The sequence below is a fragment of the Brevibacillus sp. SKDU10 genome (assembly GCF_001645205.1).
In the GTDB taxonomy this organism is placed as follows: domain Bacteria; phylum Bacillota; class Bacilli; order Brevibacillales; family Brevibacillaceae; genus Brevibacillus_B; species Brevibacillus_B halotolerans.
On the sequence record NZ_LSSO01000143.1, the window covers coordinates 1 to 19,972 of the forward strand.

16 protein-coding genes and 1 pseudogene are annotated in these 19,972 nt (G+C 40.9%); 15 read left to right on the forward strand and 2 right to left on the reverse strand.

The annotated features are described in order from the left end of the window. The 14 genes from AYJ08_RS09620 to AYJ08_RS09685 form a co-directional block, all read left to right on the forward strand. Nucleotides 1-929: thioesterase domain-containing protein (locus AYJ08_RS09620; RefSeq protein WP_231929072.1), on the forward strand; the 929-nt coding region annotated here is incomplete at its 5' end. Nucleotides 930-1,313: 384 nt separating this feature from the next. Beyond that, complete coding sequence (locus tag AYJ08_RS09625) at nucleotides 1,314-1,910, forward strand: TetR/AcrR family transcriptional regulator (protein WP_197490619.1); 597 nt, start codon at nucleotides 1,314-1,316, stop codon at nucleotides 1,908-1,910. A gap of 25 nt (nucleotides 1,911-1,935) precedes the next feature. Continuing rightward, a complete protein-coding gene (locus tag AYJ08_RS22950) occupies nucleotides 1,936-2,196 on the forward strand; it encodes a DUF3995 domain-containing protein (RefSeq protein ID WP_255365459.1) in 261 nt (86 codons plus the stop codon). 11 nt (nucleotides 2,197-2,207) lie between these two features. Continuing rightward, nucleotides 2,208-3,350 carry an FAD-dependent monooxygenase gene (locus tag AYJ08_RS09630; RefSeq protein ID WP_064017538.1) on the forward strand — a complete coding sequence of 381 codons (1,143 nt, stop codon included), beginning with the start codon at nucleotides 2,208-2,210 and terminating at the stop codon, nucleotides 3,348-3,350. A gap of 195 nt (nucleotides 3,351-3,545) precedes the next feature. Then, nucleotides 3,546-3,842 (forward strand): hypothetical protein, encoded by a 297-nt coding sequence (locus AYJ08_RS09635; RefSeq protein WP_064017539.1) that lies wholly within the window; start codon nucleotides 3,546-3,548, stop codon nucleotides 3,840-3,842. A 345-nt stretch (nucleotides 3,843-4,187) separates the two neighbouring features. Then, a complete protein-coding gene (locus AYJ08_RS09640) occupies nucleotides 4,188-5,288 on the forward strand; it encodes an ATP-binding protein (RefSeq protein WP_197490620.1) in 1,101 nt (366 codons plus the stop codon). After that, nucleotides 5,249-7,630, forward strand: coding sequence for a DUF5682 family protein (locus AYJ08_RS09645; protein WP_064017541.1), 2,382 nt, complete (start codon nucleotides 5,249-5,251; stop codon nucleotides 7,628-7,630). The genes AYJ08_RS09640 and AYJ08_RS09645 overlap by 40 nt, the downstream gene beginning before the upstream one ends. Then, the gene (locus tag AYJ08_RS09650) at nucleotides 7,615-8,757 is read left to right on the forward strand and encodes a VWA domain-containing protein (protein ID WP_064017542.1); all 1,143 of its coding nucleotides are present in this window, start codon (nucleotides 7,615-7,617) and stop codon (nucleotides 8,755-8,757) included. Before AYJ08_RS09645 ends, AYJ08_RS09650 begins: the two co-directional genes overlap by 16 nt. 33 nt (nucleotides 8,758-8,790) lie before the next feature. Further along, complete coding sequence (locus AYJ08_RS09655) at nucleotides 8,791-12,342, forward strand: DUF4132 domain-containing protein (protein WP_064017543.1); 3,552 nt, start codon at nucleotides 8,791-8,793, stop codon at nucleotides 12,340-12,342. A 36-nt stretch (nucleotides 12,343-12,378) separates the two neighbouring features. Then, complete coding sequence (locus tag AYJ08_RS09660; protein WP_082890911.1) at nucleotides 12,379-14,049, forward strand: SWIM zinc finger family protein; 1,671 nt, start codon at nucleotides 12,379-12,381, stop codon at nucleotides 14,047-14,049. 11 nt (nucleotides 14,050-14,060) lie between these two features. Continuing rightward, nucleotides 14,061-14,357 carry a hypothetical protein gene (locus AYJ08_RS09665; protein WP_064017544.1) on the forward strand — a complete coding sequence of 99 codons (297 nt, stop codon included), beginning with the start codon at nucleotides 14,061-14,063 and terminating at the stop codon, nucleotides 14,355-14,357. A 434-nt stretch (nucleotides 14,358-14,791) separates the two neighbouring features. Further along, nucleotides 14,792-15,265 carry a hypothetical protein gene (locus AYJ08_RS09675; RefSeq protein ID WP_064017546.1) on the forward strand — a complete coding sequence of 158 codons (474 nt, stop codon included), beginning with the start codon at nucleotides 14,792-14,794 and terminating at the stop codon, nucleotides 15,263-15,265. A gap of 380 nt (nucleotides 15,266-15,645) precedes the next feature. After that, entirely contained in the window at nucleotides 15,646-17,283 is a 1,638-nt protein-coding gene (locus tag AYJ08_RS09680; protein WP_064017547.1) for an AraC family transcriptional regulator, read from the forward strand. 116 nt (nucleotides 17,284-17,399) lie between these two features. Next, nucleotides 17,400-18,221 carry an alpha/beta hydrolase gene (locus AYJ08_RS09685; protein WP_064017552.1) on the forward strand — a complete coding sequence of 274 codons (822 nt, stop codon included), beginning with the start codon at nucleotides 17,400-17,402 and terminating at the stop codon, nucleotides 18,219-18,221. A 171-nt stretch (nucleotides 18,222-18,392) separates the two neighbouring features. Here AYJ08_RS09685 and AYJ08_RS22955 read toward each other — a convergent pair. After that, nucleotides 18,393-18,542, reverse strand: a pseudogene (locus tag AYJ08_RS22955) (HesA/MoeB/ThiF family protein); the annotation flags it as partial. 105 nt (nucleotides 18,543-18,647) lie between these two features. Next, complete coding sequence (locus AYJ08_RS09695; RefSeq protein ID WP_231929074.1) at nucleotides 18,648-19,358, reverse strand: DJ-1/PfpI family protein; 711 nt, start codon at nucleotides 19,356-19,358, stop codon at nucleotides 18,648-18,650. Between the two features lie 367 nt (nucleotides 19,359-19,725). Between AYJ08_RS09695 and AYJ08_RS09705 the strand changes: the two genes are divergently transcribed. Further along, nucleotides 19,726-19,914, forward strand: a complete 189-nt coding sequence (locus AYJ08_RS09705) for a phosphopantetheine-binding protein (RefSeq protein WP_064017550.1) — start codon at nucleotides 19,726-19,728, stop codon at nucleotides 19,912-19,914. Nucleotides 19,915-19,972: the final 58 nt, after the last annotated feature.

The following is a 19,972-nucleotide window of genomic DNA, read 5'->3' on the forward strand; positions in this document are numbered from 1 at the left end:
ATGCTGTCATTATTCCATTTGGGGGCGGGGAGACAGGACCACTGAGAGTTGTGTTCCACGCTGTCTTGGGTACAATGGACAGTTTCCGTCCACTTCTGGAACAACTAAAAGAACAGAATTTGGGGAACGTAGTGGGAATTTCCATCGCGGATATTGAGCGATATTGCGACCTTGATCCGTCCGAACTCATCGAGGCAGTTGCGGACGATTATGCGGAGTGCCTGCTACAAAGCGGTCATAAGCAGATGCAGCTCATTGGTTATTCCCTAGGCGGTTTGATTGCAATCGAAGTAGCCAGACGCCTTGTTGAACGAGGAATCCATCTCGCAGACCTAGTTCTCATTGACATTCCGCCGATTATCACGGAATTCGATGATGATCTGCTGATTGAAACACTCTTTGTCCCAAATCTGAATATCACGCTTGAACAAGCTGGTTTTAGCGGAGTTCATCCGGATGATTTGGCCCGAGGTATCATGCAGCTTATCGAGAAGTACGGACATTACATTCCACAAGGCTCTGCATGCACCATCGGCGGGGATGACGGGCTTGACAAGGGGGGTGAGCTATTCCAGCGATTGTCTACACTCGACAGGAGAGAACGCTTTACGGCTTATGTTGAGGCTATTGCCAAAGCTACTGGCGAGCAAATGCCGGTTGAAATGGCGGAAGGCTTGTGCAAGGTCTTTCATCAAAGCTTTAAGGCTGCCCGCTTCACACCTCCACCGTACATGGGGGACATCCGTTTGTTGTTGGCAAACGAGCCGTTTCTATTTTTACCGCGCACCAATGAGACAACCGTTGATTTCTGGACAGACATTTGTCTGGGTGAACTAGAAGTAATAGCAATCGGCGGGAACCATTTTAGTTGCATAGCAGAACCGAACGTAAGGGATCTGGCACGTCTGTTAGCAGTACCACTTGGTTAAAAATAAGCACTCCGAGAACTAAATCGGGGAAGATAGTAAAAGAGGGATGTCTTAGGGGTACCTATTAAAGCGGGTTCACCAGAGAGGGCATCCCTCTTCTTTTGCCCTGCCATACGAAATAACAGCCTTTTGGACTGAAGCCACCGAAGCCATATAAGCTAAATACCCTTGCAGAATCCATCTCTCTAAATAAAAAATTACCACAGCTCTGACATTTTCGCTTTTGTGAATTTTTTTGTTTTTTTACATAGAGTAGTAGCTTTAATCTGAGAGCACATCCAACAATAAATAAATATTGAAAAAAATCCCTTTTCTGTCTATAATAATGACTGTAGTCATAAAATGACTGCGGTCATTTAATCAGAATGGATGGTGATGGTTACCTTGTTAAGGGATGTAAGGAAACAAGAGCTTAAGGAACACATTTTCATGCAGGCTTTACAATTATTTAAAGAAAAAGGCTTCGAGAATGTGACGGTAGAGGAAATTACAAAGGCATGCGGCATCGCTAAAGGCACGTTTTATAATTATTTTCCCAAAAAAGAGGCCATTCTACTTCATCTAGGCAAAACACAACTGGAATCGTTTTATCAAGGGGTAATACGCTACGCCGATGAGCCGGATTTAAAGAAAAAGCTCACGCTGCTCTTTCACAATTTGTTTGCGCGTTATAGAGAGCATTCCGATTTGATTCGACTAATTATTTTAGAATTGATGCGTTCTACTTTACATATTCAAGAGGAAATGGGTGTCGTACAAAAATTCCTAGAAGCAATTATGTCCATACTTGATGATGCCAAAAAAAGCGGTCAGCTTTCCGAGCACATGAATACTGAGGATGTTGCTGCTGTGCTTATGGGCATTTATTTTAATTCGCTGATGGTTTGGTTATCTCAAGACGCGGACGTTACGGAGATAGAAACCATTTTTCAGCGCCAATTTGAGATTGTCTGGCAAGGAATTTGTCCTTTAGAGGATTGAGGAATAAATGGATATTCTTCTCGGGATGTCTGTCCTACTTCTTGGAGCGGAGCTGCTTCTGATGGCGCGTGCTGGGATTTTCTTATCCATTTCCTCTCATCCACTTGTAAAGTGGGGATGCTGGATTTGTATGGCCGAATTTGGATTTAGAAGCGTGGGCGATTGTAGATACGTGGGGTTATTTAAGAGGATGAAGCATACACGTTTTTCTACGTATGATACTTATCTGTTTACACCGCTTTGTTCATGGCTATGTTTCAGCTTTTTATATGCAATCAGTCGATAGGAGGAGAAGAGATGAAAAATAAATCCTTTCTGATTATAGGTGGAGGCATTGCTGGCTTGACAGCTGCTATTGCGTTACAGCAATTAGGACTTGATGTAAAAGTGTATGAACGCTTTCCAGAGATTCGCCCTGCTGGAGCTGGAATAATGATTGCTCCTAATGCTTTAAGAGCTCTAGCACGCTTAGGCTTAGACAAAGCGGTGCAAAAGCAAGGCTATGTAAGTCCTAGAGGCATTGCTATTCTAAACAAACAAGGTTCTGTATTGTCTGAGATTTCTACAAGCTCACAGCAGTATTCCACGGTATCCATTCATCGAGCAGAATTGCATCAAATACTACTCTCTGCCCTTCGACCAGGCACTGTTATTTTTGGAAAGGCTTGCTCTGATACTAAGCAGGATAAGGATGGTGTAACCGTTACCTTTGCAGATCAGACTGAAGTTTCGGGAGATTATTTACTTGCGGCAGACGGTATCCATTCGGTTGTAAGGAAGAAGCTCTTTCCTTCCATTAAGCTACGATACTCGGGCTATACATGCTGGCGTGGTGTTGCTCCATGCTGGCCAGATTCTGGAGAAAATTCGCAATTCACTGAAACGTGGGCTGCACAGGGACGTTTTGGCGTCATACCATTAGCAAATGAGCGAACCTATTGGTATGCCTTGGTGAATGGACCATCTGGGGATAAGCGGTATGCAGAGTATCGGATTAAGGATATCATCCAAATATTTGAGGGATATCATTCTCCAGTTGCGCAGGTATTATCAAGAACCCCTGATGATAAGATGATTCATAACGATATATTTGATTTAGAGACTCCTGAGCAATTTATTTCCGGCCGCTCGCTCCTCCTCGGTGATGCGGGACATGCTATCACACCGAATCTTGGACAAGGGGCTTGCCAGGCAATCGAGGATGCTTTAGAGCTTGCACGTTGTTTCATACAGCATTCGACTGTCGAGTTAGCCTATCAAGCATTCGAGATGAGACGAATAGAAAGAGTAAGAGCAATCTCTCAGCTATCTCTTAAAGTAGGTAAAATTGCCCAATTGGATAGTCCACTTCTTTGCGGGTTGCGAAATAGTGTCATGAGACTCACGCCAGCTTCTCTACAAAATAAACAAGTAAGCAATCTATTTAATGTAGAATTTTAAGCCAGACGATAGAAGCAAGCTTCTCTAGCAGTACAACTAGAGAGGTTTGCTGTCTATCTTTTTTTATGTCTATTTTTACATTAGAAATATTCATATAATTATTATTTTATTTTATCCCAGGTTTATCCATTTTTATTGATTTAATGGTAAATTATACACAAGTAAAACAAATATATTACTTGGGAGGAAACAATTGTGTTTAAAAACCAAATGAGAAGAGTTATGGCTGTTGGAATGTTGAGCTTTGCTGTTCTGTCAGTAGGGTCCGTAGTTAGTGCTGCACCTATCTCAATAGATCACAGTAAGTACTCTATTGCTCCCGCAAGTGATTATTTACAAGGGATACTACCAAAAGGAGATTTTCCTACTATTGAGAGTATTCCGACTGAAAAAATGGGCGGAGGTTGTTATGCCCTTACTAAGTATGTTCTGGAGAAAGTCGAAGATGAGGGTGATAATTGGCTCGTTACTTATAAAAAGGTTGATGAATAAACTAAAAGATATAAGTTCTTTTCTATATATCGCTGTTTATAAAAAGGCGCTTCTAGCGTCTTTTTATGTTGTTATAGCAAAAAAAGTCTGAGATTCCATGACAAGTCACTGTAGTGCCATGCATAAAAAACGTAAAACCAGAAAGTTATGTCAAAATTTCATCTAACAATCGCCTTTTTTACCCAATAATATTGCTGTTAATGCCCGTATACCCTACATTGAGACTTTCTGCCCTTGTGGTAGTAATTCATATTTTGTTATACCATGTATAGTTCTTCCTTAATAAAAGGAATACCTTTCCAATCCGGGAAGGAATACTAGAAGAAAGGATGTGCTATGGAGCCTATGATGACCATGAAGCCCCCGATGGAAACGTTGTATGAAACCGAGCTAAAAGCCCTAGTAGCAAATGACAAAGGTTCTAAACCTCCAAATTGGCTATTGTCCCCGAAATCTGTCAGAGATTTTATTCTGGGTGCAGAGGCTCCGCTAAAGCTAGGTGAGGAAGAAATCACCATCACGAAGAAATTTTACGGCGATGACGTGCTAATTGAAAGAGCCATTGTCTCATTAGCTGGTAATCGAGGGCTAATGCTAGTGGGTGAACCAGGTACGGCAAAAACAATGCTAAGTGAGCTGTTATCAGCGGCGATATCAGGAATAAGTACCAATACGATTCAAGGTACTGCAGGGACGACGGAGGACATGATTAAGTATTCATGGAATTATGCCCTGCTGTTAGATAAAGGTCCCAGTTTTGAGGCGTTAGTTCCTTCTCCTTTATATACAGGGATGAAAAAAGGCATCATTACCCGTTTTGAAGAGATTACACGATGCCCGTTTGAAGTCCAGGATGTATTAATTAGCATTTTAAGCGACAAGGTGATGAATATACCTGAAATTGAAGATGGGATTTTGTTTGCAAAACCAGGCTTTAATATGATTGCGACGGCAAACATTCGTGATAAAGGCGTAAATGAAATGAGCAGTGCCTTAAAACGTAGATTTAATTTTGAAACGATTTTCCCTATCAACCATGTGAAAATGGAGGCGCAAATCATTGAATCCCAATCTAGGAATATGCTGCAACAAAGTGGGATTGATATTGCTGTTGACTCTTCCATCGTAGAAGTTCTCGCCACCACGTTTTTAGAATTGCGAACAGGAGAAACGTTAGAAGGCTATAAAATTGATAGTCCACAAGCCGTCATGAGTACTGCTGAAGCTGTTTCGGTCTATGTTCAGAGTGCGATGACCTCTTATTTTTATGATCATAAGCCCATTACTTTAGAACGATTGGTTCAAAATATGCTGGGTGCTGTAGCAAAGGAAAATCATAAGGATATTCATATTCTGCAAACCTATTTTTCAAAGGTTGTGAAACAACGGGCAAAGGAAGATGGCTTATGGGGAGATTTTTACAATCAGAAGAAATGGATCAGATAACCGAGCTATGTGAGAAAAAAATATATAATCTTGCCAGTCAGGTTGTCTATTTCCCGATTCGTCACCACAGCCCTGCTTGTTCTTTCCACCTCAAAAAAGCGATTGAGGCCTATAAGCCAGAAATTATTCTGTTGGAAGGGCCGGAGAATAGCAATCATATAATTGAAATACTGACACATGAAGATACAACGCCACCTGTCAGTATCTATTATGCCTACAATAAAGAAGAGCATAGCTATGCCTGCTATTTTCCCCTGCTAGATTATTCACCTGAATATGTGGCTTTAAAGGAAGCGAAACGACGGGGGATTCCCGCCCAATTCATTGATATAAGCTACGGAAGTCGGCAAGAAAGTAAGGAACATGGGGATGACGACGATCAAGAATCCCGAAAAATCTCCTATCATGACGAAACTTTGCTTGCCAGTTCAATTTTTATTAAACAACTTTGCCAAAAACTGAACTGTCGGCATTTTGATGAGCTTTGGGAAAAGGTTTTTGAAGTGGAAGGACTCAAGAAATCTACTAAGGATTTCGTGAAGGAAGTATATACATACTGTTATTTCTCCAGAATGTGCTATGAGGAAGAGATGCTAGAGGCAGAAGGGCACCTCATCCGTGAAGCACATATGAAGAACAATATTGTAAAAGCACAAAAAGAATATGCAAGAATCCTTGTCGTTACAGGAGGGTTCCACACCTATGGATTACTAGAGGAGAGAGATTCAACCTATAAAATCAAACAAGTAAAAAATGAAAAAGTATATCCGATGGTCTATACCTTTCGTGAGGCGGATCATGTAAATGGGTATGCAAGCGGAATGCCCTATGTGAATTACTATGACACGGTCTGGAGGGCCGTTCAGAAGAAGCAGGCCCATCCTTATAACAAAAGTGCGGTTCTGTTCTTGGCCCAATTACTAAAGAGCTTGCGAGAAAAAGGAGAAACGGCGTCAGTTTCGGACGCTATTGAAGCCTATCATGTAGTACAGGGGCTTGCTAGTTTTCGTTCCAAATCGGAAGGCGGGGCCTACGAGCTACTTGATGCTGTTACCTCTGCATTTGTAAAAGGCGAGTTCTCACTTGCCACATCACAGCCCTTAGATACATTACGAGAGCTACTCACGGGCAATAAAATTGGGAAAATTGCCAAGAATGATTTAGATGTGCCGATTGTACGCGACTTTAAAGAAAGAGGCAAAATATATAAGTTAAAGCTACATACAACCAGTAAAAATAAGAAAACAGTAGACCTGTATGCCAAACCGCTGCATCGAGAGACTAGTTACTTTTTTCATTGTCTACAGTTTTTAGTACCGGAGTTCTGTCAAAAAATCACGGGGCCTGATTGGCTCGAAAATCGCAATATTAATTTAGGTAGAGAAACCTGGGCCTACAGCTACTCCTCCTACATAGAAGCGAGGCTCATCGAAAATTCGATTCACGGAGGAAGCGTTCGAGAAGCGGCGATTCATAAAATCGAGGAGTGTATGAAGGATCTTCCGGATCATCATAGCAGAGTGGCAGCTAAATGGCTTTTGAAGTCAATGCTCATGGGGCTAGAGGAATTGAGCAGCAAGCTTTTCGATCTGGTTGAACAGTTTGTTAAGAAAGATGGAAGCTTTGTCTCTCTGTGTCAAACTCTTCAAACACTTACAGTTCTTTCTGAACAAAAACGCTTATTTGCGCTGAAGGAAACGGACCGATTGCAAAAGCTCATAGAGGAAACCTATTACCATGCAGTAACAAAAATCTATGAGATCACAAAGCCTAACCCAGAGGAAATAAACCACATCGTAGAATATCTAAAATTTCTTTACATGCTTTCCTCCAAGGAGAGCTGGGGGCTTTCTGTTGATATTTTTAGAGATCAACTTGCTAGTCTCCTTGCTGTCAATGATATTTCACCTCGGCTTAAAGGCGTTATCATCGCTATTTTATGCAATCTGGACGTATTGGATCGAGAGGAAATAGCGTTAAAAGCAAGGGCGTATATGCTTGGTACTCCTGAAAACATGTTGCATACTGCTGCATATTTACAAGGAGTATTTACAATAGCTCGTGATGTGCTTCTACACGATAAACAGTTGCTAGAGGATTTGAACAATCTGATTGGCAAGCTGTCCTATGAGGAGTTTTTGCAGATCGCGCCAGAGCTGCGTTTAGCCTTTACTTATTTTACACCTATGGAGATCATGCTTATTTCAGAGAAAGTGGCCTCTATATTCCAAACTACCGCGGAGGATATGCAAGCTCCTGTCATTGAGGAACGACTACTGCAGCAGGCGAGGAAGATGGATCAGGCTATTGAGAAGGAGTTTGCAAAATGGAACCTCATATAAACAAAGAGAATCTCAATCGCTGGAGGTTATTATTGGGCGAGAATTCCAAAGAATCATTAAATCATATTGATGGCTATAAAGAGGCTGATTTTACCTACTCTGAAATAGATGACATCCTAGGCTACCTCTACAATCGAGAGTATAAAGAAGAGCAAGGGTATCGCGTTAAAGGCGGACAGGGAAGCTCCCAGCTTACTGTTCCTACCTGGATACGTAAAATCCGTACCATTTTTCCGAAGAAGACGGTTGAGATTCTTGAAAAGCAAGCGATTGAAAAATACAACATGACCGAGCTGCTCACGGACAAAAAAGTGCTTGAAAAGCTTGAGCCTACTATGACATTGCTAAAAAATATTCTTCAATTTAAAGGGTATATGAAGGGCGAAGTGGTCAAAACCGCCAAGGACATGGTGCGAAGAGTGGTGGAGGAATTAAAAAAAACACTTGAATTTCAAATAAAAACAAGTATTGTGGGCAAGCGTAATTATCATCGCAGGGGATACATAAAGTCGATTAAAAATCTGGATTATAAGAGAACAATCAGAAAAAATCTGAAGAATTACGATAAACAAAAAAAACGCCTATTTTTAGATGACGTATATTTTCACAGCAATACCCAGCAACAAAATAAATGGAACATTATTATAGCTGTAGATGAAAGTGGGAGTATGCTGGACTCGGTCATATACAGCTCTGTCATGGCAAGCATTTTTCATCAACTGTCTTCTCTTAAAACGAACCTCATTATTTTTGATACACAGGTAGTAGATTTGACTGATCAATTAGAAGACCCTGTTGATCTATTGATGAGTGTTCAGTTAGGAGGAGGGACACATATCGCAAAGGCGCTGAAATACGGGAAGACTTTGCTTGAAAACCCCAACAAGACAATATTTATTTTAGTGAGCGATTTGGAGGAAGGCTACCCCATTCATGACATGTATCGTACAAGTAAAGAGATTATTGATACGGGCTGTAGATTGTTGGTTTTGACTGCATTGGATTTTGAAGGAAACGGAGTATATAACCAGCATGCCGCACGCACCTTGGCCGATATGGGAGCGCATGTTGCCGCCATTACGCCAGATGAGCTCGCGCGTTGGATTGGTAAGATTATCACCTCATAACCTTATTAGAGGGCATATTAAGGAGGATTTTCGATGGTTTTAAAAAAAATAGGAAGTAATCCGTTAATCACTCAATTTGCTGATAAATTTGTGAAAGACTACCCTGGACATTACTCCAGACATAATCCGCAAAGCTATTCCATTGACTCCAATCAGTATAATCAGATCATTGCTTATGTATCTGGTGAGTCGGACAAGTTTCCCAGTATTCTGGTCCATCCAAAAGTATATGCCTATGGTTGCATGTCTCACCTAGAAAAGATGGGGAAAAACGGGACAGACGAAGCCTTCTTTAGAGCAGCAGCTATCCTCTTTAAAACGAGTGCAAATGAAAGCCATAAAAGTAATGTACTTCGTATTTGCATTGGGCATTTTATGAAAACGATCATGCTGTCACAAACTATCAAGGATGTAGAGGAACAAAAACAGATCGTCATCCGCCAACTGTGTGATACGCAGAAATATATAGGAGATGCAGCGATTTCCTTTTATGTCGATACGCTCATGAAGAGTTATACATCAAGTATAAAAAACTCATATTCCGTCACAGAATCTGCTGTTCCTCTGTTGCTAACGCTCCATTATCTGTCCCTAATTGACAGCAGCTATCTTGAAGAGATAAAGGAGCAAATTCAACCCTTTATGTACTACCTGCTTACTGAGAATGTAGAGGGCTTACAGCAAGAGATTTCGACAGCAATCAAAGCGTTAGCTTCTAGTCCCTTGGCGAAAAAAGATTGTGTATCTGCTATTTATTTGGATAAACAAATCCACAAGGAGAAGATAGAGGCTGTTCAAAAGCAGCTTCAACTGATTCCTGAGTCTCAACCAGAGAAAACACTCAGCCGTTCTGAGTTTAACCGATATGCAATGCTAATTCCGGCGGCTCTTCTCTACCGAGTAAATGTACGAGGCAGCAAAGCCAATTTCTTAGAGCAACAAAATGAACTAGATCGAAAGCTATTACGTGCAATGACCTTGCTCTATGAAATTGTCCCGCTTGATGTAATCAATTCCTTGTCTTCCGAGCATCGAGAGCAGGGAGCGGACCTGTGCGAAATGCTTGAAGGGATTATACCATTGACAGAACCATATGAATTAATTATCTACGCAATTAAGGAAATGCGTGGTTATCGAGTTGAGTGGCAGACGGTAGAAAAAAGATTCCTTGTGAATACCGAGAGAGCGAAAAGAGCGATGGTGCTTGTGTCGGATTGGTTAATGAAGGGATATATATTCAAGGCACTTCAGGATCATGGGATTGATATGTCAGATCAGAATATCACATTACATGATATGGTGCTTGCTTCTCTCAAGGAAAATAACAGAACTCATAAGCTCTATCGCTACCTTACTGAAAAGATGTCCCTGCAAGAAATATTGGATGAATGTAGGCAGCCAGCTTCATCTGCTGCTAAATTTAATTCCTATGATATAAAGGATCAATTATTTTTATTCACGTTCCTACCAGTGGAGAATCCGATCATTGAAAGATTTGTTGCTTTTCTAAGTCATTATGGAACCCAACAAGAGAACATGTCCCTTATTCATATGCTGTTCTCCTCGCCTGCATTTGACCCTGAGAAATGGATAGCTGCGTATGCGGATCATCCACAGGTGAATATTGATCGTTTTTTACTTCATATCCTTAATTATAAAGGTTCAATTGATTACTATAGCGAGCTGTCAGAGGATTCTTACCAAAGAATTGTTTTAGGGAATATCGAAAAAAGTCTACAATTGTACAGCCAATTAGGTGCCGAAGCAAGAACGTCCATTTTAGAAAATATTTTTGAGAAAAAGAATGAGCTAAGCCAAGATCACTACTATAAAGCTATTCAGCTAGGTTTGCAGGATACTTCTAAAAAAGCAAGCAGCATAGCGCAAGCAGAGTTTACGAATATAAAAAACAAAGACCTGTATATTCGTATCTATCAGACGGAAAAGAAAGCTAAGCTAAAAGAGCTGGCATTAGACGCCATGCGCGGAGTAGCGGACTATCAAAGCATTTATCAGGAGCTGCTGTCAAATGAGACGAGCGCTAAGTTCAAAACGTTACTGCAAAATTTAATCGATGCTGCGAACCAAAGTCCAGATAAAGCACATGCAACATTTGGAACCGTAGTAGACAAAAGAAAGCTAGCACGGTTGAAATGGCTGATGATTGAACAATTGCCAGTACTGCTAGATAAAGAAGGCGGGGAGCTTGATGCAGAAGTAAAAGAATACATTTTGACACAATCTGTTGATTTTACGACAGCTCCCAACCCTCATGTTTTAAAGGTGAAGGACTATGCTGCTCCCCATTCATTAGCTGATTTTGCAATGGAAATATACACGATATGGCTGGCTAATCAGGCTCCTGCTAAGGAAAAATGGGTCTTGTTTGTATGCACCTCTCTTGGAGATCGAAGAATCATAGATGAGTTAAGCAAACAGATCAAGGTATGGGCGGAAGCAGGACGAGGGGCACTTGCATCAGATGCAGTTAAAGCCCTGTCCTTTATGCAAGAAATAGCGGCCTTTGTGACCATTGATCAGATGAAACGGACTGTGAAAAATAGACAGGTGAAGGCAGCGGCAGCAGAAGCCCTAACCATGGCAGCACAGAACTTAAACATAACGCCTGAGGAATTAGAGGATCGATTAGTTACGACACTAGGCTTCGATCAACGTGGAAAGCGTATTTTTAGCTACGGACAGAGAACGTTTACCGTAAAAGTAAATAATGACCGCCAATTACATGTAACCAATGATGAAACGGGAAAGGTAGTTAAAAATTTACCTGCACCTGCACAAAAGGATGATGCTGCCTTAGCTGAGCAAGCTAAATTGGAGTTCGCCCAATTGAAGAAGGATGTAAAAAATCTCGTTACGATTCAATCCTTACGACTTGAAGAATCGCTCTCTAAACAAAGGCTGTGGAGCACAACAGCTTGGAAAAATCTTTTTGTAGAAAACGTGATGATGCAGAAATTTGCGATTGGCCTTATCTGGGGTGTGTATGAGGATGGCAACCTAACAGATACCTTCCGTTACATGGAAGATGGTACTTTCAATACGGTAGATGAAGAAGAGTATGAATGCAAGGAAGATGCGCTTATTGGATTGGTGCATCCAATCGAGCTTACAAAAGACGACCTGCAAGCTTGGCAAACACAGCTTGAGGATTATGAAATGAAGCAGCCATTTCCTCAGTTGGATCGAAAGCTTTACTTTCCAACCGAAGAACATCTAAAAACGAATAGAGTTACCGATTTTCCAGCAGAAGAATATTCACCATCTGCCTTTCCTAAAACCATGGAGAAGTATGGCTGGTATAAAGGAATGGCACAGGATGCGGGCTTCTACTATGAATTCTATAAAGAATATGGGGATATGATTGTGGAGCTAAAATTCAGTGGTGCTAGTATTTCTTATTATGATGGCATGGATGATATCTCTTTAGAAAGCTTAGCTTTTTATGCCAATAAATTTGATCGTTATTATTACTATGAAAAGAGCCAGCCCTTACCGATTTCTACTATTTCACCGCGTTTATTTAGTGAAACGATTTTCGATATCATGCGAGCTACAGGAAAATAATAAGCTGCGTACTGAGGTGGGAGAAATCTCACCTCGATGCTGAAGCTATTTTTCAATAAAGAGGTGCGTATGACAGATTTTTCAATTCAATTTGAGCAACTTATAGCGCATTGTACAGAAGAATTTCTGATTAAGCATGCGAACAAAGGCTTATATAATCGTGCCGTGAAGGATATGGAAAAAGGGTTACAGGTGGCATTTGCGTTTGAAGCTGATAAGGTGGTCTGTAAGCTAGAAGACGAGATTGTATGTCATGTAAAAGCTGATATGAATAGCCATGTCTGTAGCTGTCCCTCAGATAAAATCTGTAAACATATCATAATGGCTCTCTTATCCTATAAGCAAAATTATGAGACGAAGGTAGAAGCGAAGCCTGCCGATTTTTCGTGGCTTCTTACCAAGCCCTTGGGTGAAATATACGATCAGTTTACGGAAGCACAGGTGGAGGAGGTTCTGTTTCGGATTTCCTATGCAGAGGAGCTAGAGATAGAAGAGGGTTCGTTCCTTACCATAAAAATGAGCTGGCAGGACGTAGAGGTTTCTTTTATGGAAGAGGCAGATATACGGAAGAGCATTTGCAGCTGTAAACAAAAAGAAAGCTGTATTCATAGATTAGAAGCGATTCTTAGGTATAGAGCAATACATCAGGCGATTGATGATTCGTGGTATCAAACCAATAAACAAATCAATTATTCGTTGGACGTGGTTCAGGATAGCAAGCAGATCATAACGGAAATCATTAGTCTTGGCCTGGCTAAATTACCTGAGACGATTTGTGCAAGATTAGAAGTATTAGCCATTGCAGCGCATAATGGGCATTTAGCTCAATTGGAAAAGGATATGAGAAATATCCATGGACAAGTAACGTTGTTTTTTCAGCGGCATATCCGTTTTTCTCACAAAGCATTTCTTGAAAAGCTAACAAGTACCTATTTAAGTACGGTTGCCTTAGAAAAAGAACAAAGTCAGGAGCAACTACGACAGGTAATTGGGCGTTTTAAAAGTAGATATTACACAATTCCCAGATTGCGACTATATGCGCTGGGAGCTGATCCGTGGGCGACCCGATCCTCCTATAAAGGGATTACCTATTACTTTTACTGCACAGATGATAAAAAGATATATAGCTATACAGATTCGAGACCTGTTTATTATGAAGGAATCGAATTTCACTTTAAAGAACAGTATGGGCAGAGATCTCCTTGGGGAAGAGAGTGGAGGATGAATGATTTATCTCGAGCTCAGCTTGAGCTACGAGCATGCAAAGTAAATCGGGAGCAACGCATCTCTTCAAGTGAGGAAACGCTGCTAGCATTAAAATCAAGAGAATCCATTGAGAATGTGGATTTGGGGGATTTCCTTATTCATAATTGGAACGAAAGGCACGCTAGAGATCAGCATGTGGCTTTATTCCAGGGCAGACAGGAGCAATTGGCTATCATACAAGCAAGTAAGGTAAACGGCTCGACCTATGAACAAGGAACGCAAAACTTTATCTTTACTGTCAATGATCAGAAGGGCAATGAGCTTGTGATGACAATCCCCTATAACAAGGAATGGGAAAAGACGATTCCTTTTTTAGAGAAGGATAAGAAGTTTTTAGAGCTTCGTGACTTTTATATATTTGCTCACGTTTATGAACAGCATATCTATCCAATCAGCTTTTTAAAAGACGAGGCAGTGACCAATCTGAAGCTGGATTTTTAGGGGCGTGATACATGATGAATGCGCTGGAGCAGCTTGTTGATCAAATAAATCCCTGGAGCGAACGGCTTTTGTTAAAGGGATTAGCGAAAATAAACGAACAAGACATACAGGAAGTAACCCAATTTATCATGGCGGCAAGGCAATTGGACATGAACTTTTTGATACAGTTGCTAGAGAGAATAGAGGAGCAGGGGAGAGCATATGTGCGGAGTAGCAGAGCAGATATAGCGGATGTAACAGAAAGCTATTTTTATCTTTGTCAGTATATGGAGTTTATTAACAAAGATGCCTCTTCTATCATAGAATGATTTTTGGGGCTTTGAAAAAACTCAGAGTCGGTTATAACGCATGAAAATATTTTCAGATATGTTTCGGGGTGCACCTGTGAATAGGCGCACTTTTTTTGTTTACGAAAACAAAAAATGATCGAGGAGAGTTATGACTTTCTGGCTTGCACCCCCCTGTATAATTCCCCATGCTGTTTAGGGTGTTAACCATGCATTATGTTTTTGATCAAATTTTTCCTCCAATTTCTGGATATTCCGCATACTTCCTTTATTTTTTACATACTCTTGTTCAAAAGAGGTAAGACTTCCTTGAATATCAGTAACTTTTTTATTGACTTCTGTATACCAAGTATTCTTCCTACATAACCATTTTAAAAAAATGGGTATTCGCCTAACACAATTCATTTCCGTTTATCATTCAATATCTAGAGGGATTGATAGGAGGTGTAAATGTTATGTCTGGACACATATGTAGGTCAGATGAAAAAATTATTTATGTTACAAATGATTTTCTTCCACAAGTGATTAGTCCTGCTAACATAGTGCCTGCAGTCATCAATTTGAATAGCGCCTCAAGCTCTTTTGGCATTATATTTGAGCCAACAACTGACACCATTACGATTATCAAGAGTGCAATATATCTGACGCAATTTAGTATACAAATCTCTACCATTTCTTCTCCCCCAGCAAATCCTACTTCCCTTCTCAAATTCGAGTTACTTCAGAATGGGGAAACGATTATTCCATCCCAAACAAGCTTTCATTCCAATAATCCCAGTACTACTTATGTCACCTCCACTTTATTACCTCAACTCTTTCATAAAGGGGATAAGATTCAATTGGTGCTGTCTTCCCCAAATCCGCTACCTGCTGACACATCGCTTCAGATTGATTTTGCTAGCATCACGATTTTTGATATTGATTTGTAATTTTGGCAATCATACGAAGATAGAATGAGCTCATTTAATTTTAAACATGCGAAAGGGGATTTCCTTGGTAGCTACCTTGGGAGTCCCCTTGAATTTTAAAAATGGCTCACTCCTCTTAAGATAAGTGCAAAACTAATTGCGTGAAAATACAATTATTTTAGAATATATATAAATGAAAAATATATTTTCTGTAAAACGAAAAATGGTATCATTTTTAATATCTAGCGGTAAGCCAAACAGCATGATTTGTTAAAATAGAAAATGTTAGCTTCATTTGGTAAAGTGAATGTTATGAAAATAAAACCTGCCTTTTTCGCAACGATCAGTGTATATGCATGGAAAGCTGTAGGCAAATGATGGATATTGGTGGTGTACATAGGATGGACAACAGGATATGCCGTAGCACTGATAAATGTATGCTTGATGAGTTATCCTTCAGACTTCGATCCATTGAGGCTGTGAAGGGTGGAGCTCTTTGCCAATTGAAGCAACAACTAGCTTTTTCCTATGCGCTTATTGTCATGACCAGTGGAGAAGTGCAGCTTGTACTGGATCATCAGCAATGTGAACTGGATAAAAATTCGGTGTACGTGTGCAGACCAGGACAAACCTTTGGAACACTCGCATTGAGTGAGGAGATGGAGCTCTATGTGCTATATTTTGACGTATTTAAACACGAGCCCAATCATGTAAGCTGTATGACGATAAGCGAGGATGAACAATTGTTTCCTTATAAGGGGAAAATCTCTGTTTACCCTTCTGATAAATTGGCATCCATGTGTGAGGATTTGAATCGTCGTTGGCAAAGCAAAGCTAGTACAGGCAGTTTTCGTTGTCAGATTGATTTTCAGGAAATCCTGTTCTATATCAATCAGAATTGTCGGACGAAGCCGGAAAACGCATATTCAGCACTCGAATATGTAAAGCAATACATGGAGGAACACTATACGGATTCATTAACGATCGATAGGCTGGCACAGGTGGCCGAAATCAGTCCGAAATATTTTGTCGATTTGTTCAAAAAAAAATACGGGATAAGCGCGATGGAGTATGTTGCTAAGCTACGAATACAGCAAGCTAAGCGACTTATGGCGCAATCAGATGCTAGGCTGCGCGACATCGCTCATCAGGTAGGCTACGCGGATGAATTCTATTTTAGCCGGAAGTTTAAGAAGGAGATAGGCGTTTCACCAAACGTTTATATGAAAAGTCGCCGTCGAAAGCTGGTGGCATACAGCCCGGCGCATGTAGGCTATTTATTACCGCTACATATTATGCCGTTTGCTGCTCCACTTCACCCCAAGTGGACGGAGTATTATTATCAAGAATATCGCAATGAAATCCCTGTTCATATCAGCGCGTATCGTCAAAACCAGAACTGGCAGGAAAATATAGAGCTGCTTAAGCAGATATCCGCAGACGTCATCATTGCAAATGATAATCTTCCGAAAATAGAAAAGCAGGCCTTAGAAAGAATAGCTCCCGTGTTCTATCTCTCTGTGTCGCAAATGGAATGGCGTCAGCAGTTTCGCCTTCTAGCGGAGTTTTTGGGAGAGTCCTGGCAAGCAGCGAAGTGGCTTGAGGAATACGATCGGAAACTTCAAATGGTAAGAGAGCGATTGCAGCCTGGGCTGGAGAAGGAATCGGTTGTTGTGATCCGATTAGTACAGCAAAATATGTTTGTACAGAATAATCGTGGAATCTCAGGCATGCTGTTTGATGAACTGCAATTTAAATCTGCTTGTGTGGTCAAAGCATTAGATGCTACTAAGTCCATTTCCATAAAGGAGCTGAAAGCATTGAATGCTGATCGCATTTTCATGATGATTCGTCAAGAAAGTGAAACACTGGCTATCTGGGAAAAAATCCAAAATGAACCGCAGTGGCAAACCATTTCAGCGGTTCAGCAGAACAGACTTCATATGCTTACTTCTGATCCGTGGCTGGAATATTCCCCGCATGCCCACCTCCGAATGCTTGATCATCTTACGGAGCTATTAGCTGTAAATCGTCCATAATTGTTCTGGATATTGTCTATGGTACTACGATGGCTAATTCGCTATGATCAATGTTGATAATGATTATCAGTTGGATAATTCGTGCAGGTAGCTGTGAGGAGAGGGTGAATTTGGCGATGAAACAAGCAGAAAAACGTTCAGCCTTCGCCATTCCGGGGGCAGAGCAACGGACAGTAATAAGCAATCGTGGTGCATCATACCGAATTATGGTGTACAAACCAGAAGTACCTGCACCCGAGACTGGTTTTCCGGTTATATATATGCTGGATGCAAACTCAGCGTTTGGCTCGATGGCGGAGACAGTTCGCCTACAGACGCGTGGACCGCACATGCTGGAGCCAGCAGTAGTAGTTGGGATTGGATATGATACTGACCAACCCTTTGAAACGAATCGACGGTTCTATGATTACACCGTGTATGCTGATAAAACGGAGCTCCCTAATCGTAAGGACGGCTCTGAATGGCCGACAACTGGCGGAGCAGATGTATTTTTGACATTCATTGAAGAAGAATTGAAGCCGTTGATTGAACAGGAGATTTCCATTGACCGTAATCGTCAGACGTTATTTGGTCATTCCTTGGGCGGACTGTTTACATTATATACGATGTTTACAAAACGTCAGGCTTTTCAGGTTTATGCTGCCGGAAGTCCATCTATTTGGTGGAAAAATCAATTTCTGTTTCCATTAGCAGAACGCTTTGCTAAGGAAGCACAGGAATCAACAGCGGAGCCTATACAAACTAGTCTTTTGATAGGGATAGGTAGTGAGGAAAAGGCTGAGATGGTCGTGGATGCCAAAGAGATGTATGAACGTCTATCTTCCAGCAACATTCCTGGCTTGCAGGTTCAATATCGTTGCTTTGATGATGAGGGCCATCTATCTGTTCTTCTCCCATACATCGGACTTGTTATTCGATCTGCATTAGCAAGGAAATAATCGTATCGTGTGAAAAGGTAAATATGACAAAAACGCATGCTTTGTTCTAACAGACAGGTGCATGCGTTTTTGTTATTGTGTTTATGAAGTTACGAATGCTGGTGTTAGTGGTTTTGTCATTTTTAAACTGGCATTGTACTCTGGAGCCAAGACAATATTGGTATAGGTACCGCTGCCAGACATTCCTACACTTGGGATGCCCAATTCACGGGCAGTTCGATGGATAATAACACGAGATGGCATATCGTCTACTGCTTCTATGGCTAGGTCATGTCCTTTCATTAGCTCTAAAACGTTATCCTCATCCATACTTGCCTGAATATTACCACTCTTTTAAGAGCTAACATTGCTCCATCAATTCCAAGCGTTCTTGTGATGACACGAAGGACAGATGAGGTTCATTTTTTAGTATGGAATCTAGCAAATTTACTCTATGACAATGTCGTACTCCATCCGTTTGGCTGTCTGTTCGGCGGTTTCTTTTCCTAGTAATCGTTTGACTAAGTGGAATGACATGTTAATGCCAGCGGAAATGCCCCCTGATGTTACGATTTTTCCTTCATCCACAAATTTTACGTCCCTCTTAACCTTCAGCTTCGGATAATCTTTTTCAAGTCGATCATATGAATTCCAATGGGTGGTCACTGTTTTGCCATGTAGCAATTCTGCTTCTGCTAGAATTAATGCTCCTGTGCATACGGAAGCCATAATATCAACGGTTTTCATTCGCTCTTTCACCCATTTGATTATATGTTTGTTATACATTTCCGTACGGCTTCCAGGTCCTCCTGGAACGATGAGAATGTCAAAGGCGGGGGCATTTTCAAAGCTGTAATCAGGCTGAACCTTCAATCCATTTCGTGCTGTAATCATTTTTCCATCCTCTGAAACGGTTTTGACATGAAAAGGCTTACCTGACGTATCCTGTTGGGTAACAGCAAAAACCTCGAAAGGACCTGCAAAATCCAATACTTCCACATCGTTGTACAGCAAAATTCCTACAGTCCACTCTTTTTTTTCTGATTTTCCCTCTGAAGACTTGGGAGAATCGGGTACGGATGATTGTCCCCATGCACTTGTACCAAACGTGGCAAGGAACATTGTCACCATGAGGATATAACTACACAATTTTTTCAATTTACTCAGCTCCTTTTTATTGGGAATTATTTCTTTCCGCCAAAATAATATCCCAAATCTACAAACTTAAACATGACCAATAAGGGCTAGAAAATTGTGAAAATTACAATTTGGATATTTATACAAAAAATACATGCTTTGCCAGTATAGACAGTTGTGAGCGTTTTTCCGCCTATGTGATCCTCGAAGATGGGCTGACAGTGGCGGATGTAAGAAGTGCGTTAGCGAAACATTTGCCAGATTATATGATGCCTTCCTATTTTGTTCGCTTGGATGAAATGCCGCTACCTCCAATGGTAAAATCAATTACATAAAGCTACAGGAAATGGCCCCTCTCTTAGACACAGGCGGGGAGCAGGTTACCCCGATGACAAGAATGGAAGCGGAGCTTGTCCGTATTTGGCAAGAGGTTCTGGGGCTGGAGCATATCGGGGTTCATAATAATTTTTATGAAATTGGCGGACATTCACTGTGGAGAACCCCGACAACTGTCGGGGTTCTTTTTTATAAGGGAAAAAATGTTCGAGAAAAATCAAGCCTTAGATTAAAGGCTTAAAGTTGAATATGCTTTGTAGCGATATTTTTGCAAAATTCCCTGTCATGCTCCACAAACA